Source organism: Actinophytocola sp. (assembly GCF_035762905.1).
In the GTDB taxonomy this organism is placed as follows: domain Bacteria; phylum Actinomycetota; class Actinomycetes; order Mycobacteriales; family Pseudonocardiaceae; genus DASYTH01.
Map to the genome: position 1 here is coordinate 1 of NZ_DASUCC010000090.1, position 16,601 is coordinate 16,601.

General features: G+C 71.4%; 16 protein-coding genes and 1 tRNA gene. 7 read left to right on the top strand and 10 right to left on the bottom strand.

Going from position 1 to position 16,601, the window contains the following annotated elements; all coding sequences use genetic code 11:
- Positions 1–49: 49 nt before the first annotated feature.
- Together VFV67_RS17930 and VFV67_RS17935 are read right to left on the bottom strand one after the other, a co-directional pair.
- Positions 50–1,069, bottom strand: a complete 1,020-nt coding sequence (locus VFV67_RS17930) for an NADP-dependent oxidoreductase (RefSeq protein ID WP_326471417.1) — start codon at positions 1,067–1,069, stop codon at positions 50–52.
- A 15-nt stretch (positions 1,070–1,084) separates the two neighbouring features.
- Complete coding sequence (locus VFV67_RS17935) at positions 1,085–1,795, bottom strand: alpha/beta hydrolase (RefSeq protein WP_326471419.1); 711 nt, start codon at positions 1,793–1,795, stop codon at positions 1,085–1,087.
- Positions 1,796–1,850: 55 nt separating this feature from the next.
- Here VFV67_RS17935 and VFV67_RS17940 point away from each other — a divergent pair, with 55 nt between their 5' ends.
- On the top strand, positions 1,851–3,080 hold the full coding sequence (locus VFV67_RS17940) for a flavin-dependent oxidoreductase (RefSeq protein WP_326471420.1): 1,230 nt from the start codon (positions 1,851–1,853) through the stop codon (positions 3,078–3,080).
- Positions 3,081–3,094: 14 nt separating this feature from the next.
- Here the strand turns inward: VFV67_RS17940 and VFV67_RS17945 are convergent, their stop codons facing one another.
- The gene (locus VFV67_RS17945) at positions 3,095–4,534 is read right to left on the bottom strand and encodes a serine/threonine-protein kinase (RefSeq protein ID WP_326471421.1); all 1,440 of its coding nucleotides are present in this window, start codon (positions 4,532–4,534) and stop codon (positions 3,095–3,097) included.
- Positions 4,535–4,644: 110 nt separating this feature from the next.
- On the opposite strand from VFV67_RS17945, the gene VFV67_RS17950 reads away from it, so the two are divergent.
- Entirely contained in the window at positions 4,645–5,460 is an 816-nt protein-coding gene (locus VFV67_RS17950; RefSeq protein ID WP_326471422.1) for an endonuclease/exonuclease/phosphatase family protein, read from the top strand.
- Here VFV67_RS17950 and VFV67_RS17955 read toward each other — a convergent pair.
- Both VFV67_RS17955 and VFV67_RS17960 read right to left on the bottom strand, forming a co-directional pair.
- The gene (locus tag VFV67_RS17955) at positions 5,444–5,569 is read right to left on the bottom strand and encodes a hypothetical protein (protein WP_326471423.1); all 126 of its coding nucleotides are present in this window, start codon (positions 5,567–5,569) and stop codon (positions 5,444–5,446) included. The genes VFV67_RS17950 and VFV67_RS17955 overlap by 17 nt on opposite strands.
- Positions 5,570–5,688: 119 nt before the next feature.
- Positions 5,689–8,073, bottom strand: a complete 2,385-nt coding sequence (locus VFV67_RS17960) for a glycoside hydrolase family 3 N-terminal domain-containing protein (protein ID WP_326471425.1) — start codon at positions 8,071–8,073, stop codon at positions 5,689–5,691.
- A 111-nt stretch (positions 8,074–8,184) separates the two neighbouring features.
- Between VFV67_RS17960 and VFV67_RS17965 the strand changes: the two genes are divergently transcribed.
- Positions 8,185–8,532, top strand: a complete 348-nt coding sequence (locus VFV67_RS17965) for a DUF952 domain-containing protein (protein WP_326471426.1) — start codon at positions 8,185–8,187, stop codon at positions 8,530–8,532.
- Between the two features lie 51 nt (positions 8,533–8,583).
- On the opposite strand, the gene VFV67_RS17970 is transcribed toward VFV67_RS17965, so the two are convergent.
- Positions 8,584–10,203, bottom strand: coding sequence for a methyl-accepting chemotaxis protein (locus VFV67_RS17970; RefSeq protein ID WP_326471427.1), 1,620 nt, complete (start codon positions 10,201–10,203; stop codon positions 8,584–8,586).
- 98 nt (positions 10,204–10,301) lie between these two features.
- On the opposite strand from VFV67_RS17970, the gene VFV67_RS17975 reads away from it, so the two are divergent.
- Positions 10,302–10,973: an SDR family NAD(P)-dependent oxidoreductase gene (locus VFV67_RS17975; protein WP_326471428.1), complete on the top strand. Its 672-nt coding sequence runs from the start codon at positions 10,302–10,304 to the stop codon at positions 10,971–10,973.
- 106 nt (positions 10,974–11,079) lie between these two features.
- Positions 11,080–11,153, top strand: a tRNA-OTHER gene (locus tag VFV67_RS17980).
- 59 nt (positions 11,154–11,212) lie between these two features.
- Here the strand turns inward: VFV67_RS17980 and VFV67_RS17985 are convergent.
- Entirely contained in the window at positions 11,213–11,599 is a 387-nt protein-coding gene (locus tag VFV67_RS17985) for a hypothetical protein (RefSeq protein WP_326471429.1), read from the bottom strand.
- Between the two features lie 237 nt (positions 11,600–11,836).
- On the opposite strand from VFV67_RS17985, the gene VFV67_RS17990 reads away from it, so the two are divergent.
- A complete protein-coding gene (locus tag VFV67_RS17990; RefSeq protein ID WP_326471430.1) occupies positions 11,837–13,093 on the top strand; it encodes a methyl-accepting chemotaxis protein in 1,257 nt (418 codons plus the stop codon).
- A 50-nt stretch (positions 13,094–13,143) separates the two neighbouring features.
- Here VFV67_RS17990 and VFV67_RS17995 read toward each other — a convergent pair whose 3' ends face one another.
- Genes VFV67_RS17995 through VFV67_RS18005 form a run of 3 tightly spaced genes read right to left on the bottom strand, consistent with a single transcriptional unit; the run spans position 13,144 to position 15,783 of the window.
- Complete coding sequence (locus VFV67_RS17995; RefSeq protein WP_326471432.1) at positions 13,144–14,421, bottom strand: GGDEF domain-containing protein; 1,278 nt, start codon at positions 14,419–14,421, stop codon at positions 13,144–13,146.
- A 50-nt stretch (positions 14,422–14,471) separates the two neighbouring features.
- On the bottom strand, positions 14,472–15,035 hold the full coding sequence (locus VFV67_RS18000; RefSeq protein ID WP_326471433.1) for a sugar O-acetyltransferase: 564 nt from the start codon (positions 15,033–15,035) through the stop codon (positions 14,472–14,474).
- A 46-nt stretch (positions 15,036–15,081) separates the two neighbouring features.
- Positions 15,082–15,783: an IclR family transcriptional regulator gene (locus VFV67_RS18005; protein WP_326471434.1), complete on the bottom strand. Its 702-nt coding sequence runs from the start codon at positions 15,781–15,783 to the stop codon at positions 15,082–15,084.
- Between the two features lie 56 nt (positions 15,784–15,839).
- Between VFV67_RS18005 and VFV67_RS18010 the strand changes: the two genes are divergently transcribed.
- The coding region (locus VFV67_RS18010; protein WP_326471435.1) for an aconitase family protein at positions 15,840–16,601 on the top strand (762 nt) is incomplete at its 3' end.

Genomic DNA, 16,601 nt, shown 5'->3' on the forward strand with positions numbered 1-16,601 from the left:
CCACGCGCGCAGCGCGGGCGGGGGTTGGGTTCTGCTTGGCAGGCTGTGGTCAGTCGGCGAGTTTGACGAGCATTTTGCCGGTGTTGTGGCCGTCGAGCAGGGCCAGGAACGCATCGGGGGCATTGCGGAGACCGCTGAAGACGGTTTCCTCGTAGTGCACCGCGCCGTCGCGCAGCCAGGCGCTCATCTCCTCGAGGAAGCGCGGTTGCAGATGGGCGTGGTCGGTGACCAGCATGCCCCGCACCGTCAGCCGCTTGCTCACGAGCATGCCGAGGTTGCGCGGCGCCGGTGTGGGCTCGGTGGCGTTGTACTGGGAGATCATGCCGCACACCGTGACGCGGCCGTGCACGGTGAGGGCGCCGATCGCGGCCTCCAGGTGCTCGCCGCCGACGTTGTCGAAGTACACGTCGATGCCGTCCGGCGCGGCGTCCGCGAGCTGCTCGGTGACCGGCCCGTCCCGGTAGTTGAACGCCGCGTCGAAGCCGAGCTCCTCGCGCAGGTAGCGGACCTTCGCCGCGGAACCGGCGCTGCCGATCACCCGGGCCGCGCCCTTGAGCCGGGCGATCTGGCCGGCCACCGAGCCCACCGCGCCGGCCGCGCCGGAGACGAACACCGTCTCGCCGGCCCGGAACCCGGCCACGTCGAGCAACCCGGCATACGCGGTGAGCCCCGGCATGCCGAGCACCCCGAGATAGGCACCGGCCGGTGCCAGGTCGAGGTCGATCCGGCCGGCGCCGCTGGCGTCCAGCACGGCCCACTCCCGCCAGCCCAGCCCGTGCAGCACCACGTCGCCCGGCGCGTATTCGTCCACTGTGGACTCGACGACCTCGCCGACGGCGCCGCCGTGCATGACCTCGCCCACCTGGTAGGGCGGTGCGTAGGACGGCCCGGCGTTCATCCGGCCGCGCATGTACGGGTCGACGCTGAGCACCAGGTTGCGCACCAGCAACTGGCCCGGTCCCGGGCGGGGCACCGGTACCTCGGCGACGGTGAAGTTCTCCGGACCTGGCCGGCCGACCGGCCGCGCGGCCAGCCGGACCTCGAGGGCAGTGGACGGGATCGTCGGCATGGTCACCATCTTTGCTCAGCCCGGCCCGATCGCGCGCACGATGGCCCGGCCGAGGTCGTCCGGCCGGGTGAACTGCGGCCAGTGCCCGGTGGGCAGGTCGACATGACTGACGTCGCGGATCTTCGCCAGCTCCCGGGCGAACGGGAGGTCGGCCGCGATCCACTCGCCGAGCTGCGCGCCGGGGAACGCGCAGGCGATGACCGTGACCGGCACGTCGTAGCGCCGTTCGTCGCTCAACCGCTGGGGGTCGCTGGCGACCCGCGCCGGCGTCGGGACGGCCCTGGCCCGGAACGCCGCGCGCAGCTTGTCGTCCAGGTCGATCAGGTCCTCGTGGTCGAACACCGACCAGTCCGGCAGCGGCACCTCGCCGTTCTCGACCGGCAGGTCCGGATTGACGGCGTCGCCGTCGCCGGTCGGGATCGCGTCGACGCAGACCACCCGGGCGACCCGGCCGGGCCGGGCGTCGGTCGCCGCGTGCGCGACCGCGACACCGCCGGAATGCCCGACCAGCACGACCTTTCCGGCCGCCGGGTCGAGCCCGTCGAGCACCCCGACCACCGCGTCGACGTGGTCCCGCAGGGTGACCCCGGCGCGGTCGGCGTCCGGGGACTCCATGCCCGGCAGGGTCAGCGCGTGCGTGCGGTGCCCGGCCGCTTCGAGCACGGGAACCACGTCGTCCCAGGACGAGCCGTCCAGCCAGAAGCCGGCTATCAAGATGATCTCCACGGCGCGAAGGCTACAACTACCCTACGACCGGAACCACGCGACCGAGGGAGGGGTCATGAAGATCATCGTTGTGGGAGCCGGGATCGGTGGGCTGGTGACCGCGCTGCGGCTGCACCACGCGGGCCTGGACTGTGAGATCTACGAGCAGAGCGAACAGATTCGCGAGCTGGGGGTGGGAATCAACGTGTTGCCGTACGCGGTCCGGGAGCTGGCCGCGGTCGGGCTGCTCGACCGGTTGGCGCAGACCGGGGTGCGGACCGGGGAGCTGACCTACGCCCATCGGCTGGGGCAGGAGATCATGGTCCGGCCGTGCGGCACCGACGCCGGGTTCGACGTCCCGCAGTTCAGCATTCACCGCGGCCGGCTGCAGGGGCTGCTGCTGCGCGCGGTGCTCGAGCGGCTCGGCGCCGACGCGGTGCGCACCGGGCACCGGCTGACCGGGTTCGACCAGGACGCCGACGCCGTCACCGCGCGGTTCGCCGACCCGGGCGGCGCCGCGCTCCCGCCGGTCCGGGCCGACGTGCTGGTCGGCGCGGACGGCATCCACTCGACCGTGCGGGCACAGTTGTTCCCCCACGAGGGGCCGCCGCACTGGAACGGTGTGACGATGTGGCGCGGCGCCACCGAGTGGCCGGTGTTCGGTACCGGCGCGTCCATGATCATCGCTGGCGGCACCCAGGCGAAGCTGGTGATCTACCCGATCGCGCCCGGGGCCACCGCGGACACCCGGCTCACCAACTGGGTGCTCTGCGTCAAGACCGGCGCGGACGGCGACCCGGCACCCAGCCGGCAGGACTGGTCGCGCCGCGCCGAGCCCGCCGACGTGCGCCCGTACGTCGATCGGTTCCGCCTCGAGGCGCTCGACCACACGGCGCTGGTGGCCGCCACCCCGGAGTTCTTCGTCTTTCCGATGTGCGACCGCGAGCCGCTCCCGTTCTGGACCCAGGGCCGGGTCACCCTGCTCGGCGACGCCGCCCATCCCATGTACCCCATGGGTTCCAGCGGCGCCGGACAGGCCACATTGGACGCCACCAGCCTCGCAGCACAGCTGGCCGGTGCCGCCTCCGCGACCGAGGCTCTCCTTGCCTACCAAGGAGAGCGGCTCCCGGCCAGCACCGATCTGGTGCGCCGCAACCGGGCCGGCGGCCCTGAGGGCGTCATCGACATCGTCGAGCAGCGCGCCCCGGACGGCTTCACCGACCTGGCCGCCGTCATCGACCCCACCGAGTTGCACGCCATCGTCACCAGCTACACCAAGGCCGCCGCCGGTTCCCCGGCGCGCTGATTCGGGGCGACCGGCTAGCGGCTCTGGCAGTTCAGCACCGGGATCTCGCCGATCAGCGCATCCGGGCCGGGCGGGGCGTTGGCGGTGAGGCCGAACGTGGTCGAACCGTTGGCCGCCATCTGCCCGTTGTAGTCCAGGTTGACGACGGTGACCGCGGATCCGTCCTGTTGGAGCGTGCCCCGCCACAGGTTGGTGATGGTGTGCCCGGCGGGCAGCGCCCAGCGCACGGCCCAGCCGGCGATGGCCGGTCCGGGGGTGTTCACCGTGATCTCCGCCTGGTAGCCGCCCGGCCAGGCGTTGGTCACGGCGTAGCGCGCCGAACAGCCGCCCGGCGCCGGAGCCACGGCCGGGGTGTCCGAAGTGGACGGTTCGCCGGTGCCGGAGGGGCTGGACGGGCTCGGCGGGTTGGAGGTCGCCGTGCGAGCCGTGCCGGTGGCCGGCGGCGCGAGGGTCAGCGAGGTGGTCGGGCCGGCCGGCGGCGGATCGGACGCATGCGGGTCCGCGGTCACCACGGTGACCACCCGGGCCGGGATCAGCGAGCCGAGCAGCACGCCCAGCGTGACCAGGGCCAGCGCGCCGAGGCCGGCGCCGGCCAGCCGGCGTCGCCGGGCGGTCCGCGCCGACGCCGCGGGTTCCGGCTCCGGTTCCGGCTTCGGCGCTCCGGTCGGTCGCCCGTCCAGCACCGCGTCCAGTGCCTGGTAGGCCTCGCGCATGGTGGGCCGCTCACCGGGGTTGCGGCGCAGCATCCAGAGCACCACGTCGACCAGTGGGCCGCGGGCGTGTGGCGGCCGGATCGCGGCGGAGGCGACCCGGCGCAGCATGGCGATCGGGTTGTCGTCCAGGCCGAACGGCGGCGTGCCCTCCAGCGCCGTGTACAGCGTCGCGCCGAACGCGAACACGTCCGAGGAGAACCCGACGGCCTCGCCCGCGGCCACCTCCGGGGCCAGGTAGGCGGGCGTGCCCACCAGGATCGCGCCGCCGGTCATCGTGCCGTCGCCGAGGGCCCGGGAGATGCCGAAGTCGGCGATCTTGGCCCGGCCGTCCGGGTCGACCAGAACGTTGGCGGGCTTGACGTCCCGGTGCACGATCCCCTCGCCGTGCGCCGCCGCCAGCGCGGCCGCGACCTGGCGGCCGATCCTGGCCACGTCGTCCGCGGTGAGGCGGGCCGCGAGGCTGCTCGATGGGAAGTACTCCATCACCAGGTACCGCCGGCCGTCGTGCTCGACGGCGTCGTGCACCATCACCGCGTGCGGGTGGCGCAGCCGGGCGGCCACCCGGCCCTCCCGGTGGGTTCCGTCGCCGGCCAGCTCGTCCGGATCCGGCAGCAACTGCTTGACCGCGACGGTCCGGTCCAGGCGCTCGTCGTCGGCCCGCCAGACCACACCCATCGCCCCGTGGCCGATCCGGGCCACCAGCCGGTACCGGCCCGCGATCAGCTCGTCCTGTCCGGTCACGCTGCCCTCCGTGCCCGATGCCGCGTCCTCGTCGACGCCCGCCCACCGATTCTAGTGACCGCCCGATCACCCCGTGGCATTGCGGGCACCCCGGATGGCATCGTTGGTCGATGTTGATCGGACCGGCGCGCGGCGACGCACTGCACGTGATGACCTTCAACCTGCGCTATGCCTCGGACACCCCGCCGAACGAGTGGTCGCGGCGGCGGCCGGCCATGGCCGAGCTGCTGCGGACCGAGCGGCCGACGGTGTTGGGCACGCAGGAGGGGTTGTACGCCCAGCTCAAGGACGTCCAGCACGACCTGCCGGACCGCTACGACTGGATCGGGGTCGGCCGCGCGGGCGGCAGCCGGGACGAGTTCATGGCGGTGTTCTACGACACCGTACGGCTGGAGCCGTTGGAGTACGACCACTTCTGGCTGTCCGAGACGCCGGGGGTGATCGGCTCGCGGTCCTGGGCCAGTGGGTCGATCCGCATGGTCACCTGGGTCCGGTTCGCCGACCACCGCACCCGCACCGAGTTCGTGGTACTCAACACCCACCTGGACAACCAGTCCGAGCAGGCCCGGGTGCGGGGCGCGGAGCTGATCCGGTCCCGGCTGGACGGCATCGCCATGGGCCAGCCGATCGTGGTCACCGGCGACTTCAACGCGGCGGCAGGAGCCTCGGCGCCGTACGACATTCTGGCGCACGGCACCGGGCTCACCGACACGTGGAACACGGCGACCGAGTGGGTGACCCCGGCGTACGCGACCTTCCACGGTTACCATCCGCCGGCACCCCACGGCGCTCGGATCGACTGGATCCTTGCCAGGGGCGCCGTTTCGGTGCCGGCGGTGGCTGTCAACACCTTCTCGAGGGACGGGCAGTTCCCGTCCGACCACTGTCCTGTTCAGACACTCGTGACGATCACAACACCGCGATGATCACCAGAATGACGATGGCGGCGACGATGATGGGAACGAGTGGAATGCCGCCGGGGTTCCTGCGGTAGTGGCCGCGCACGGACGCGGTGCGGAACCAGCCGCCCGGCACGTGTCGGCGATGTCCTCGAACCCAAGCCATTGCGTCTCCCATCCGGCCTCGGCAACGTGCTTCTTCGGTGTCCGGTTGTCCGCGGACACCCGGACACCTCCGTCGATCGGGTTCCCGGACTAGCGGATCGTGAAACCGGCGGTCAGGGAATCGACCTGCACCTGGTAGGAACCGGGTTCGACCTGCGGCCGCTCGGTCGAGTCGATGTCGCCGGGTGTGACCGCGAGCACGGACACCGGGAACGGGATCCGTACGGTTCTGGACTGCCCGGGATCGAGCGCGACCCTGGTGAACGCCACCAGCCGGCGCGGCGGCGCGACGACGCTGCTCACCGGCTGGTTCACGAAGACCGGCACGACCTGGGTTCCGGCCCGGCTGCCCGTGTTGGTCACGGTCACGGTGACCTGGGCGGACTCGCCCCGGCGCACCGAGTTGGTGACCGAAAGGCCGCTGGTCTGGAACGTGGTGTAGCTGAGCCCGAAACCGAAGGGGTACAACGGGTTGTAGTCGTTGCCCGCCCCGGATGCGGTGTCCGGCAACTGATCGAAGGTCTTCGGCTGGTCGCCGAGCGGGGACGGGCAGCCTCCGCAGAAGTCGCCGCCCGGCGCGTCGGCCTCGGACGGCCAGCTCACCGGGAGCCGCCCGCTCGGGTTGACCCGCCCGAAGAGCACGTCGGCGATCGCGGTGCCCGCCTCGGTGCTGCCCTGGTAGGCCATCAGCAGACCGGCCGCCTGCTGGGCCGGCCCGATACCGAGCGGACGGCCGGCGATGACCACGACGATGACCGGCTTTCCGGTCGCCTGCAGCGCACTGATCAGCGCCTTCTGGTCGGCGGGCAGCGTGGGCGCCGGATGGTCGCCCAGCCCCTCGGCGTAGGCCTTCTCGCCGACCGCGACCACGACCGCGTCGGCGCCCGCGGCCGCGGCCACCGCGTCGGCCTGGTCCGGCGCGTGCACGACGTTCGGCGTCGCGGCCCGCAGCCCGGCCAGAACCGTTGTACCCGGCGGGATCTGGTCGGCCGGGCCCATGCAGCAGACGTGTCCGGCGCCGAACACGCCCTGCCAGCTCACGCTCCAGCCGCCGAGCTGGTTGGTCATCGAGTCCGCGCTCGGCCCGGTGACCACCAGCCGGGCACCGGCGGGCAGCGGCAGCACGTTGTTCTGGTTGCGCAGCAACGTGATCGACTGTTGGGCGGCGCGCAGCGTGGCGTCCCGGCCGGCCTGCACCGCCGCGTCGGCCAGGTTCGGGTCGACGTAGGGGTTCTCGAACAGGCCGAGCTCGAACTTCAGCCGCAGGATCCGGCGGACCGACTGGTTGATCCGCTCCACCGAGACCTGGCCCTGCCGCACGGCCTGGGTGAGCCCGGCCTGCCAGCCGGTGTAGTCGAACGGCGTCATGGAGACGTCCACCCCGGCGTTGACCGCCTTGGCGATCGCGCCGGAGAGGTCGCCGGCGATGTGGTAGTTGTTCGCCAGCGCCGGCACGTCGGCGAAGTCGCTGATCACCACGCCGGTGAAGCCCATCCGTTCGCGCAGCAGCGTGGTCAGCAGGTACCGCGACGCGTGCGCCGGGATGCCGTTGACCGAGCCCGAGTTCACCATGACGGTGGCGGCGCCCGCGTCGATGGCGCCTGCGTAGGACGGCAGGTGGACGTCCTGCAGGTACCGGATCGGCAGCTGCGCCTGGACCCGGTCATGTCCGTTGACCGACTGGGAGTACCCGGCGAAGTGCTTGACCGTCGCGGCCGTCCGCAGCCGGTTGCGGTCCGTGCCCTGCAGGCCGGTGACGTAGGCGCCGCCGAGAGCGGCGGACAGCACCGGGGCCTCGGCCCAGCTCTCGTAGGCCCGGCCCCACCGGTTGTCCCGGTGAAGGTCCTGGACCGGGGCGAAGTTCCAGGTCCAGCCGGTGGCGGCGAGCGCACGGGCGGTGACCTCGCCGCCGGCCCGGGCCACGGCCGGATCCCAGGTCGCGCCGATTCCCATGGCGTGCGGGAAGAGCGGAGCCTCGAACGGGTGGCCGTAGCCGTGCACCGCGTCCACGCCGAAGATCACCGGGATGTGCAGCCGGGACCGCTCGATGGCGTGCCGCTGGATCGTGTTGTACCACTCGGCCCAGCCCCTGCCGGTGTTGAGGACCGGGTTGTCCGTGCCACCGGCCAGGATCGAGCCGGTGAAGTTCTTGATCAGTACGTTCTCCAGACAGTTCGGCTGGAGCGGATCGTTGTTCCCGCCGGGGTTTCGGCAGTTGCCGTCCGCCGGGTTGGTGCCGTCGCGCAGCGCACCGGTGACGATCTGGTCCATCTGGCCGATCTTCTCGGCCAGGGTCATCCGGCGCAGCAGATCCTCCACCCGCGCCGGGGCGGGTGCGTTCCGATCGAGGTAGACCATGGCATCGCCGCCCGGTGCGGCCAGCGCGCCGGCCGAGGGAACGGTGGCGACCAGCGCCACCAGCAGCAACACCACACCGCACATCCGTTGGGCGGTGGCCAACGAGCGAAGTCCCATCGCGATCTCCGTCCAGGAGAGCAATTTGTGGTGACCAACAACATATTCCGGGTGCGCCACCGCGGAAACACCCGACGAGCCCAATCACCCGAACGCCACTAGCGTCGGCGCATGATCCTGCACATCACGCCGCGGGCCGCATACCGGCCGGGCCGGCCGCACCGGGCGGCCTCCCTGGACACGGTGGGTTTCGTGCACTGCTCGGACTTCGGCACCGTGCACCTGCCGGCCAACCGCCTCTTCGCCGGCCGGACCGACCTCATCCTGCTGGAGATCGACCCGGCCCGGCTCGATGTCCCGCTGCGCTGGGAGCCGGGCGACCCGCCCACCCCGGACGGCGTGTGGTTCCCGCACGTCTACGGCCCCATCCCGCCGGACGCCGTGGTCGCCGTGCACGATTTTCTCCCGGCCCCCACCGGGTTCGCGCTCCCCGCCGCACTCGCCGGCACGGCGGGATGAGAACAGAAAGGGCGGCGTGCGGCTTCGTGGAGCCGCACGCCGCCCGTGGCTTCAGAGTTTGAAGCCGGCGAGCGCGGTCTGTAGATCGCTGCTCATGCGGGCCAGCTCGGTGGCGGCGCGCTGGGCGTCCTCCAAGCGGGCGTTGGTCTGCGCCGTGCTGTCGGCCAGGCCCGAGATGCTCGCCGCGATGGCCTTGGAGCCGTCGGCGGCACCGGACACGTAGCGGTTCATCTCGTTGGTGGTCAGGCTCTGCTGTTCCACGGCGGCGGCGATGCTGATCTGAATGTTGTTGATCTTGTCGATCACCAGGCTGATCTCACCGATGGCGTGCACCGCGTTGGCGGTGTCGGCCTGGATGGCACCGACCCGGGTGGAGATGTCCTCGGTCGCCCGAGCGGTCTCCTGGGCCAACTCCTTGACCTCACTGGCCACCACGGCGAAGCCCTTGCCGGCATCCCCGGCCCGCGCCGCCTCGATGGTGGCGTTGAGCGCTAGCAGGTTGGTCTGCTCGGCGATCGCGGTGATCATCTTGACCACGGAGGCGATCTCCTGGGTCGACTCGCCCAGCTTCTCCACCGTGCGGGTGGTCGCCTCGGCGGTGCCCACGGCGCGGGCGGCCACCTCGGCGGCTTCCCGGGAGCTGTGCGCGATCTCGCGGATCGCGGCCTCCATCTCCTCCGAGCCGGTCGCCACGGTGTCCACGCTTGCCGACACCTCGGTGGCCGAGGAGTTCACCACCTGGGCCTGGTTGGCGGCGGTCTGGGTGTTGTCGGCGATCGCAGCGGCGGTGCCGGTCAGCTGCTGCGAGGAGGCGGCCAGGTCGGTGGCCGACCGGTCGACCAGCTCCAACACACCGGCCAGCGAGTCCAGCGTCCGGTTGAGCGAGTGCGCGACGCTGCCCAGCTCGTCCTTGCCGTTGTCGTCGACCCGCACCCGCAGGTCGCCGTCGTCGGCCACGTCGAGCACCTCGCGGATCCGGGTCAGCGGCCGGATCACGCTGCGCGCCACCAGAAGCGCCAGCAGCAGCGAGATCACCATGCCGGTGGCCACGATGGCGACGGTGACCACGCGGGCGGTCTCGTAGGCGTCCTGCGCGGCCTGGGCGGTCTGCTCGGCGTAGGAGCGGGCCTCCTCGGTGGCCTTGTTGAGCGCCTCCTGTGCCTTGGCCTCCTGCTCCAGCATGAGCGGGGTCCACTCGGCGACCCGGGGGTCGTGGCTGGCCGAGCCCAGGTTCACCTTGTCCACGTTGACCATGTAGGACGCGACCACCTGCTGGTACTCCTGGATCGCGCCCTTCGCCGCATCGCTGAGCGGCAGCGTGCCGACGGTGCGGCCGAGCTCGTTGAGCTGCTCGCGGACCGCCCGGCCCTTCTTGGACTCGTCCTGCACGAACATCCAGTCCATGTTGGGCATCCGCTCGCGCGCGGTGTGCGCCTGGTACTCCCACAGGGCCTTCTGCAGCGACCGCATCGTGTCCAACGGAATACTGCCGTTGTGGTAGATGTCCTGCGCCTTGTCGCTGAGCAGGGACATGCGTTGCAGTCCGGTCAGGCCGACGGCGAGGGTCACCCCGGCTACCAGAAGGATGGCCGCGACCAGCCGCGTGCGCACCCCCCAGCGCCGCAGGCTGTACCAGGCCACCGGCGATGCGTCGTGCTGTTGTGCGGTCATGCCAATTCTCCGGTTGTAGTCGTTCCGTTAGTCGGGGGAATCGGTTACCGGCAAGTAGGACTGAGACTTGGTAACCCAGGTCATACGAAGGGAGCGACATGGAGGTAGTGGTCACCGGGGCGGCCGGCGCCCTCGGCCGGTCGGTGCTGGACGAGTTCCTCCAGGGCGGTGCCCGAGTGGTGGCGCTCGACCGGCCCGGCGCCGCCCTCGACGAGGTGGGTGCGCGGCCCGGGGTGCACCCGGTCGCGGTCGACCTTGCCGACCAGGACGCCGTCGGCGCGGCCTGGGCGGAGGTCGACGCGGTCACCACCGCGCCGGACGCGCTGGTGGCGCTGGCCGGCGGCTACGTGCCCGGCTCGCTGGCCGATCTGGACGCCGCGGCGCTCGACGGGTTGTGGCGGTCCAACGTCCACTCGGTCCTGTGGTCGGCCCGCGAGGCGGCCAGCCGGATGCCCGACGGCGGGGCGATCGTCACGGTCGGCTCGCGCACCGCGGTCGACGGCCCGGCCCCGGTGGCGCACGCCACCAGCAAGGCCGCGGTGGTGCGGATCACCGAGCTGCTCGCCGAGGAGCTGCGGCCGCAGCGGGTCCGGGTCAACTGCGTGCTCCCGTCGGTGATCGACACCCCGGCCAACCGCACCTGGATGCCCCCGGATCTGGCCGCGCGGGCCGTCCCGCCGTCCGCCATCGCCAAGGTGATCGCGTTCCTGGCCGGCCCGGACGCCTGGCCGATCAGCGGTGCCCGGATCCCGGTCTACGGCGACGCCTGAGGGGTTCGGCGACGGCTGGCCAAGGCATAGGGTGCTGGTGAGGAACCGGTAACGCCGGAGGCGTGCGCGCCGACGCCACTACCGGCCACGATCAACAAGGCCTTCGGCCCCCGACGCCCAATGGTCGGGCAGCCGCCCCCTGTGGGCGGACCGGAGCGGGTTCGATTCCCGCCGGGGGCGCGCACCGCGAAATGCCCGGGAAACTTCCCGGGCATTTCGCTGTGGCGAATCCGTTCAGATCACGGAATGTCGACCTGGAACGAGCCGTCGATCGGGCCGAGTGGGCTGGGAATGGAGAAGTTGACCGTGGCCGTCGAGCCGCGGGTGAACGGGCCGCCGCTCCAGTTGCCAGTGCGCGTCCCCAGAATTCCGGCCCGCATCGTGATGGTGCCCGACGCGTAGCCGTCCGCCCGCATCGTCCCGGTGAACGTCGCGCCGAACGTGCCAAGCCGGGTGTCCAGCTGGCAGCTGCCGGTGACCGTGTTGCCGCTGGTGCTTGCGGTGCAGCTGAAGTCGGACGCGGCGGCGGGGGCGGGAGCGACGGCGGCCGCGGGCGCGGCGACGGCGAGCACGCCGGCGACCGCGAGACCGGCACCGGCCAGAAGCGCACGGGAAACAGGCTTCATAATTGTATTCCTCCGAATTCGTCGGTGAACTCCTGTGCCTAAACGATGACAGAGAGCAATGGCGACGAAAACAGTTCACGTCGATCTGAGAACTTACTCTCATAAGGGTCGATAGGGGTTCCCACGATCGTGTCTCAACTCACCGGGTGCGCTGCCGATGGTGCGGGTAACGGCCGGGGAGCCGTGCTGGGCACACAACGGAAGGTCGACATGCGGCGCCAAGAGAATACGTCCCGAATGGTCTGGTACAGCCTGCGGCGCTGGGGCGTCCGGACCCGGATGGTCGCGGCGATTCTGCTGGTCGCGCTGGTGTCGCTGGGTGTAGGAGTGGCCGGCCTCGAGCGCATCGCCGCGCTCAACCACTCCGCGCAGGACATCTACCAGGCCCAGAGCTCGATCAACGCGGCGACCGCCGAGCAGGCCGCGCACGCCGAGCGGGCCGCGGCAGAGGCGCAGGACACCTACGAGTCCGCGCGCATGATGATCCTGGCGATCGTCGGCGGCGGGCTGCTGGTCTCGCTGATCCTCGCGCTCCTGGTGGCCCGCAGCGTGATCCGCCCGCTGCGCAAGGTGCAGGCGGTCCTGGAGCAGGTGGACAACGGCGACCTGCGGGTGCGGGTCGACGACCACGGCAAGGACGAGTTGGCCGGCGTCGCGCACTCGCTGGACCACACCCTTGACTCGCTGGCCGGCGTGCTGGAGCTGGTCGACCGGTCGGCCACCGACCTGGCCGCCTCCTCGCAGCAGCTGACCGGCACCGCCGCGGCGATCGCCGACAACACCCAGACCGCCGCCGACCAGGCCCGGGTGGTGAACTCCTCGGCCACCGACGTGTCGGCAAGCGTGGAGACGGTGGCGACCGGTTCGGGCCAGATGGAGATGGCGATCCGGGAGATCGCGGACAGCTCGCAGCAGGCGGCCGGGGTCGCCGCGCAGGCGGTCACCACGGCCGAGGCGACCACGCGGACGGTGCAGAAGCTGGGCGAGTCGACCCAGGAGATCGCCTCCGTGGTCAAGATGATCACCGCGATCGCCGAGCAGACCAACCTGCTCGCGCTCAACGCCACCATCGAGGCCGCCCGCGCCGGGGATGCCGGCAAGGGCTTCGCCGTGGTGGCCAGCGAGGTCAAGGAGCTCTCCCAGGAGACCGCAAGGGCCACCGAGGACATCTCCACCCGGGTCGGCGCCATCCAGGCCGACACCGCCAACGCGGTGCACGCCATCGGCGAGATCAGCCTGGTGATCGACAAGATCAACCACATCCAGATCGGCATCGCCGCCGCCGTGGAACAGCAGCGCCTGACCACCAACGAGATGAACCGCAACGTCTCCGCCGCCGCGCACGGCTCGCGGGCCATTGCCGCGAACATCTCCGGCCTGGCCGAGCGCACGGCGCAGACCGGCGTCCGCCTGGAGGACGCCCAGCGCGCGGCCACCGAGCTGGCCCGGATGAGCAGCGATCTGCAGGCCGCCCTGGCCCGGTTCCAGCTCTGAGCCGTCAGGTCCCGCGCCCCGCGTAGCCACCCGGATCCCTCTCATGTGGACTACGAGGCGACCTGGTTGCGGCCGTTGGACTTCGCCCGGTACATGGCGGCGTCGGCGGCCTGGAGCAGGCGTTCGATCGCCTTGCCGGCGGCGGGATAGACGGCGACACCGACCGACACGGACAGGCCGCGGATCCGCGGTTGCCGGCCGGCCTCGGTCACGGTGAACTCGAGCGTGGCGATCGCGGCCCGGATGCGCTCGGCGATCGCGTGGATGTGGTCCCGGCCGGTGTCCGGGAGCAGGACGATGAACTCCTCGCCGCCGAACCGGCCGACCGCGTCGTCCGCGCGCACGGTCGCCGAGATCGTATCGGCGACGACCTTCAGCACGGCGTCCCCGACGAGGTGCCCGTGCGTGTCGTTGATCCGCTTGAAGTGGTCCAGGTCGACCATCAGCACCCCGAACGTGGGCGCGGCCCTGCGCTCGGCCGCGACCAGCTCGTGGTAGGCGATCCGGTGCCAGCCCGCGATGTTCCACACACCGGTCTTGGGATCCTTGCGGGCGGCGGCTTCCAGCTGGTTGATCAGAACGGCGCGGTGCAGCAGGAACAGCGGCGGCACGATCAGCACGGCGATGGCCGGCATGACCGCGAACAGGACGGCCACCACCGCGCCGAGGCACAGGGTGGCGACCTCGAACAGGTTGTCGGTTCCGGTGCCGAACAGGTGTTGCAGGCTGAGCGGTCGGTTGAGGGCCGGGATGACCAGCAGCAGGTTCACCACGAAGTACGTGCCGATGCCGATGACGATCGCGCCGACTCCCGGCCAGCCGGCCAGCACCGCCTCCCGGACATCGTCCATGCCGGTGCTGGCCACGGCGAGACCGGTGACGTAACAGGTCAGTACGACGATGCTGATGTTGATGACGGTGCGGAACAAGGGAATCTTGGTGGTGCTGTACCAGCCCCGGGCGTGCAGGTGGCCGTACAGCACCAACACCAGCCCGGTGGTCAGCACCAACGGCAGCAGCAGCAGGCCGGGCACGAGCCACACCGACGTCAGGTTGACGTGCGGCCGGCCGAGGACGCGTGGCCGGCGCTTCTCCACCTGGCGGCCCAGTTCGCTCTGCAGCAGACCCAGAACCGCCAGTACCGCGAGGATGGCGAGGTCGGACCCGGTGACCGGCTCGGTGAACGCCGTGCCGGCCACGGTGGCCGCCGCGGCCAGGACGACGCAGAGCGAGTAGGCGATCAGATCCTTGTCCCAGTGCCACAGCGCCCAGTTCCGGACCACCGGCAAGCGGGTGGCGATGCCACTGGATACCTGCTCCGTGCTCACTTCGCCCCCCGGACGACACGGAATGCTGCCCCTCAACAGATATCCGAACTTTACCCCAGATGGCGGACGATCCGGGCCGGATTGCCCACCGCCACAACGTTGGGCGGCAGGTCGCGCGGGACCACGGCGCCGGCGCCGACCACCGTGTTCGCCCCGATGGTCACGCCGGGCAGCACGATGGCCCCACCGCCGAGCCAGACGTTGTCCTCGATGACGATCGGTTCGGCGGCCTCCCACTTCTCCCGGCGCGGCTGCGGCTCGACCGGGTGCGTCGGCGTGAGCAGTTGGACGTTCGGCCCGATCTGCACGTCGTCGCCGATTCTGATCGGGGCGACATCCAGCGCCACCAGGCCGAAGTTCGCGAACGAGCGGGCGCCGACGGTGATGTTCCTGCCGTAGTCCACGTACAGCGGCGGGCGCAGCGCGGTGTCCTCGCCGATCCCGCCGAGCAGCTCGGTGAGCAGTCGGTGCCGCGCGTCCGGGTCGTGCGCCGGGGACCGGTTGTACGCCTCCATGATCGCCATGGCGCACAGGTGCAGCTCGGTGAGCTCGGGATCGTCGGCGATGTACGGCTCGCCGGCCTCCATCAGCTCCCGCATCGTCCGTTCAGTCATGTGTTCGAACGTACCCGGCCGGCAGGTGTCCGGAGTGGACGGCCCGCTACAGGCGGTTCTGCAGCGCGTCGGCGGCGGCGAGCAGGTCTGCGGCCCAGCGGGCACCGGGCCGGCGACCCATCCGGTCGATCGGGCCGGAGACCGAAACCGCCGCGATGACCGTGCCCGAGGCGTCCCGGACCGGCGCGGAAACACTGGCCACGCCGGGCTCCCGCTCGGCGACGCTCTGCGCCCAGCCGCGCCTGCGCACCTCGAGCAGGGCGCGCTCGCCGAACACGGCGTCGGCAAGCACGGTGCGCTGGATGCTCACATCGGCCCACGCGGCAAGAACTTTGGCGCCCGAGCCGGCGGTCATCGGCAGCCGGGCGCCGACCGGAACGGTGTCCCGCAGGCCACTCGGCGGTTCGGCCGCGCTGACACAGATCCGGTAGAGCCCGTCGCGCCGGTAGAGCTGCACGCTCTCCCCGGTCCGGTCACGCAACCGCGGCAGCACCGAGCCGGCCGCGTCCAGCAGCGGGTCCGTCGCGCCGCCGGCCAACTCGGCCAGCGCCGCGCCGGGCCGCCACCGGCCGTCGGATCCTCTGCGCAGCAGGCGATGCACCTCGAGGCCGACCGCCAGCCGGTGCGCCGTGGCCCTCGGCAGGCCCGTCTTCACGCACAGCTCGGCCAGACCGCACGGCTCCTTCGCCACCGCCTGCAGCACCGCCATCGCCTTGTCCAGAACACCGATACCGCTATGCTGTCCCACGACTCGATATCATAATCCCGATATCTGGGATGTCCAGTACGTGAGAAGTGAGAGCCATGGGACAGACGCTCGCCGAGAAGGTCTGGGACGCGCACGTGGTGCACCGGGGGAGTGGCGCGGAGCCCGACCTGCTCTACATCGACCTGCACCTCGTGCACGAGGTGACCAGCCCGCAGGCGTTCGACGGGCTGCGCATGTCCGGTCGCCGGGTACGCCGGCCGGACCTCACGATCGCCACCGAGGACCACAACGTCCCGACCATGGACATCGAGCTGCCCATCGCCGATCCGGTGTCCAGGACCCAGGTCGAGACGCTTCGCAAGAACTGCGCCGAGTTCGGGGTCCGGCTGCACCCGATGGGCGACGTCGAGCAGGGCATCGTGCACGTCGTCGGCCCGCAACTCGGCCTCACCCAGCCGGGTCTGACGGTGGTCTGCGGGGACAGCCACACCTCCACGCACGGCGCGTTCGGCGCGCTGGCGTTCGGGATCGGCACCTCGGAGGTCGAGCACGTGCTCGCGACCCAGTGCCTGCTGCAGAAGCGGCCGAAGACGATGCGGATCACCTACTCCGGCGAGCTCGGCCACGGGGTCACGGCCAAGGACCTGATCCTGGCGACGATCGGGCGCCTGACGACCGGCGGCATGGTCGGTCACGCCGTCGAGTATGCGGGCGAGACGATCGCCGGGCTTTCCATGGAGAACCGGATGACGGTCTGCAACATGACCATCGAGGGCGGCGCCCGGGCGGGGATGGTCGCCCCGGACGACACCACCTTCGCCTACCTCGAAGGGCGGCCCCACGCACCCCAGGGCAAG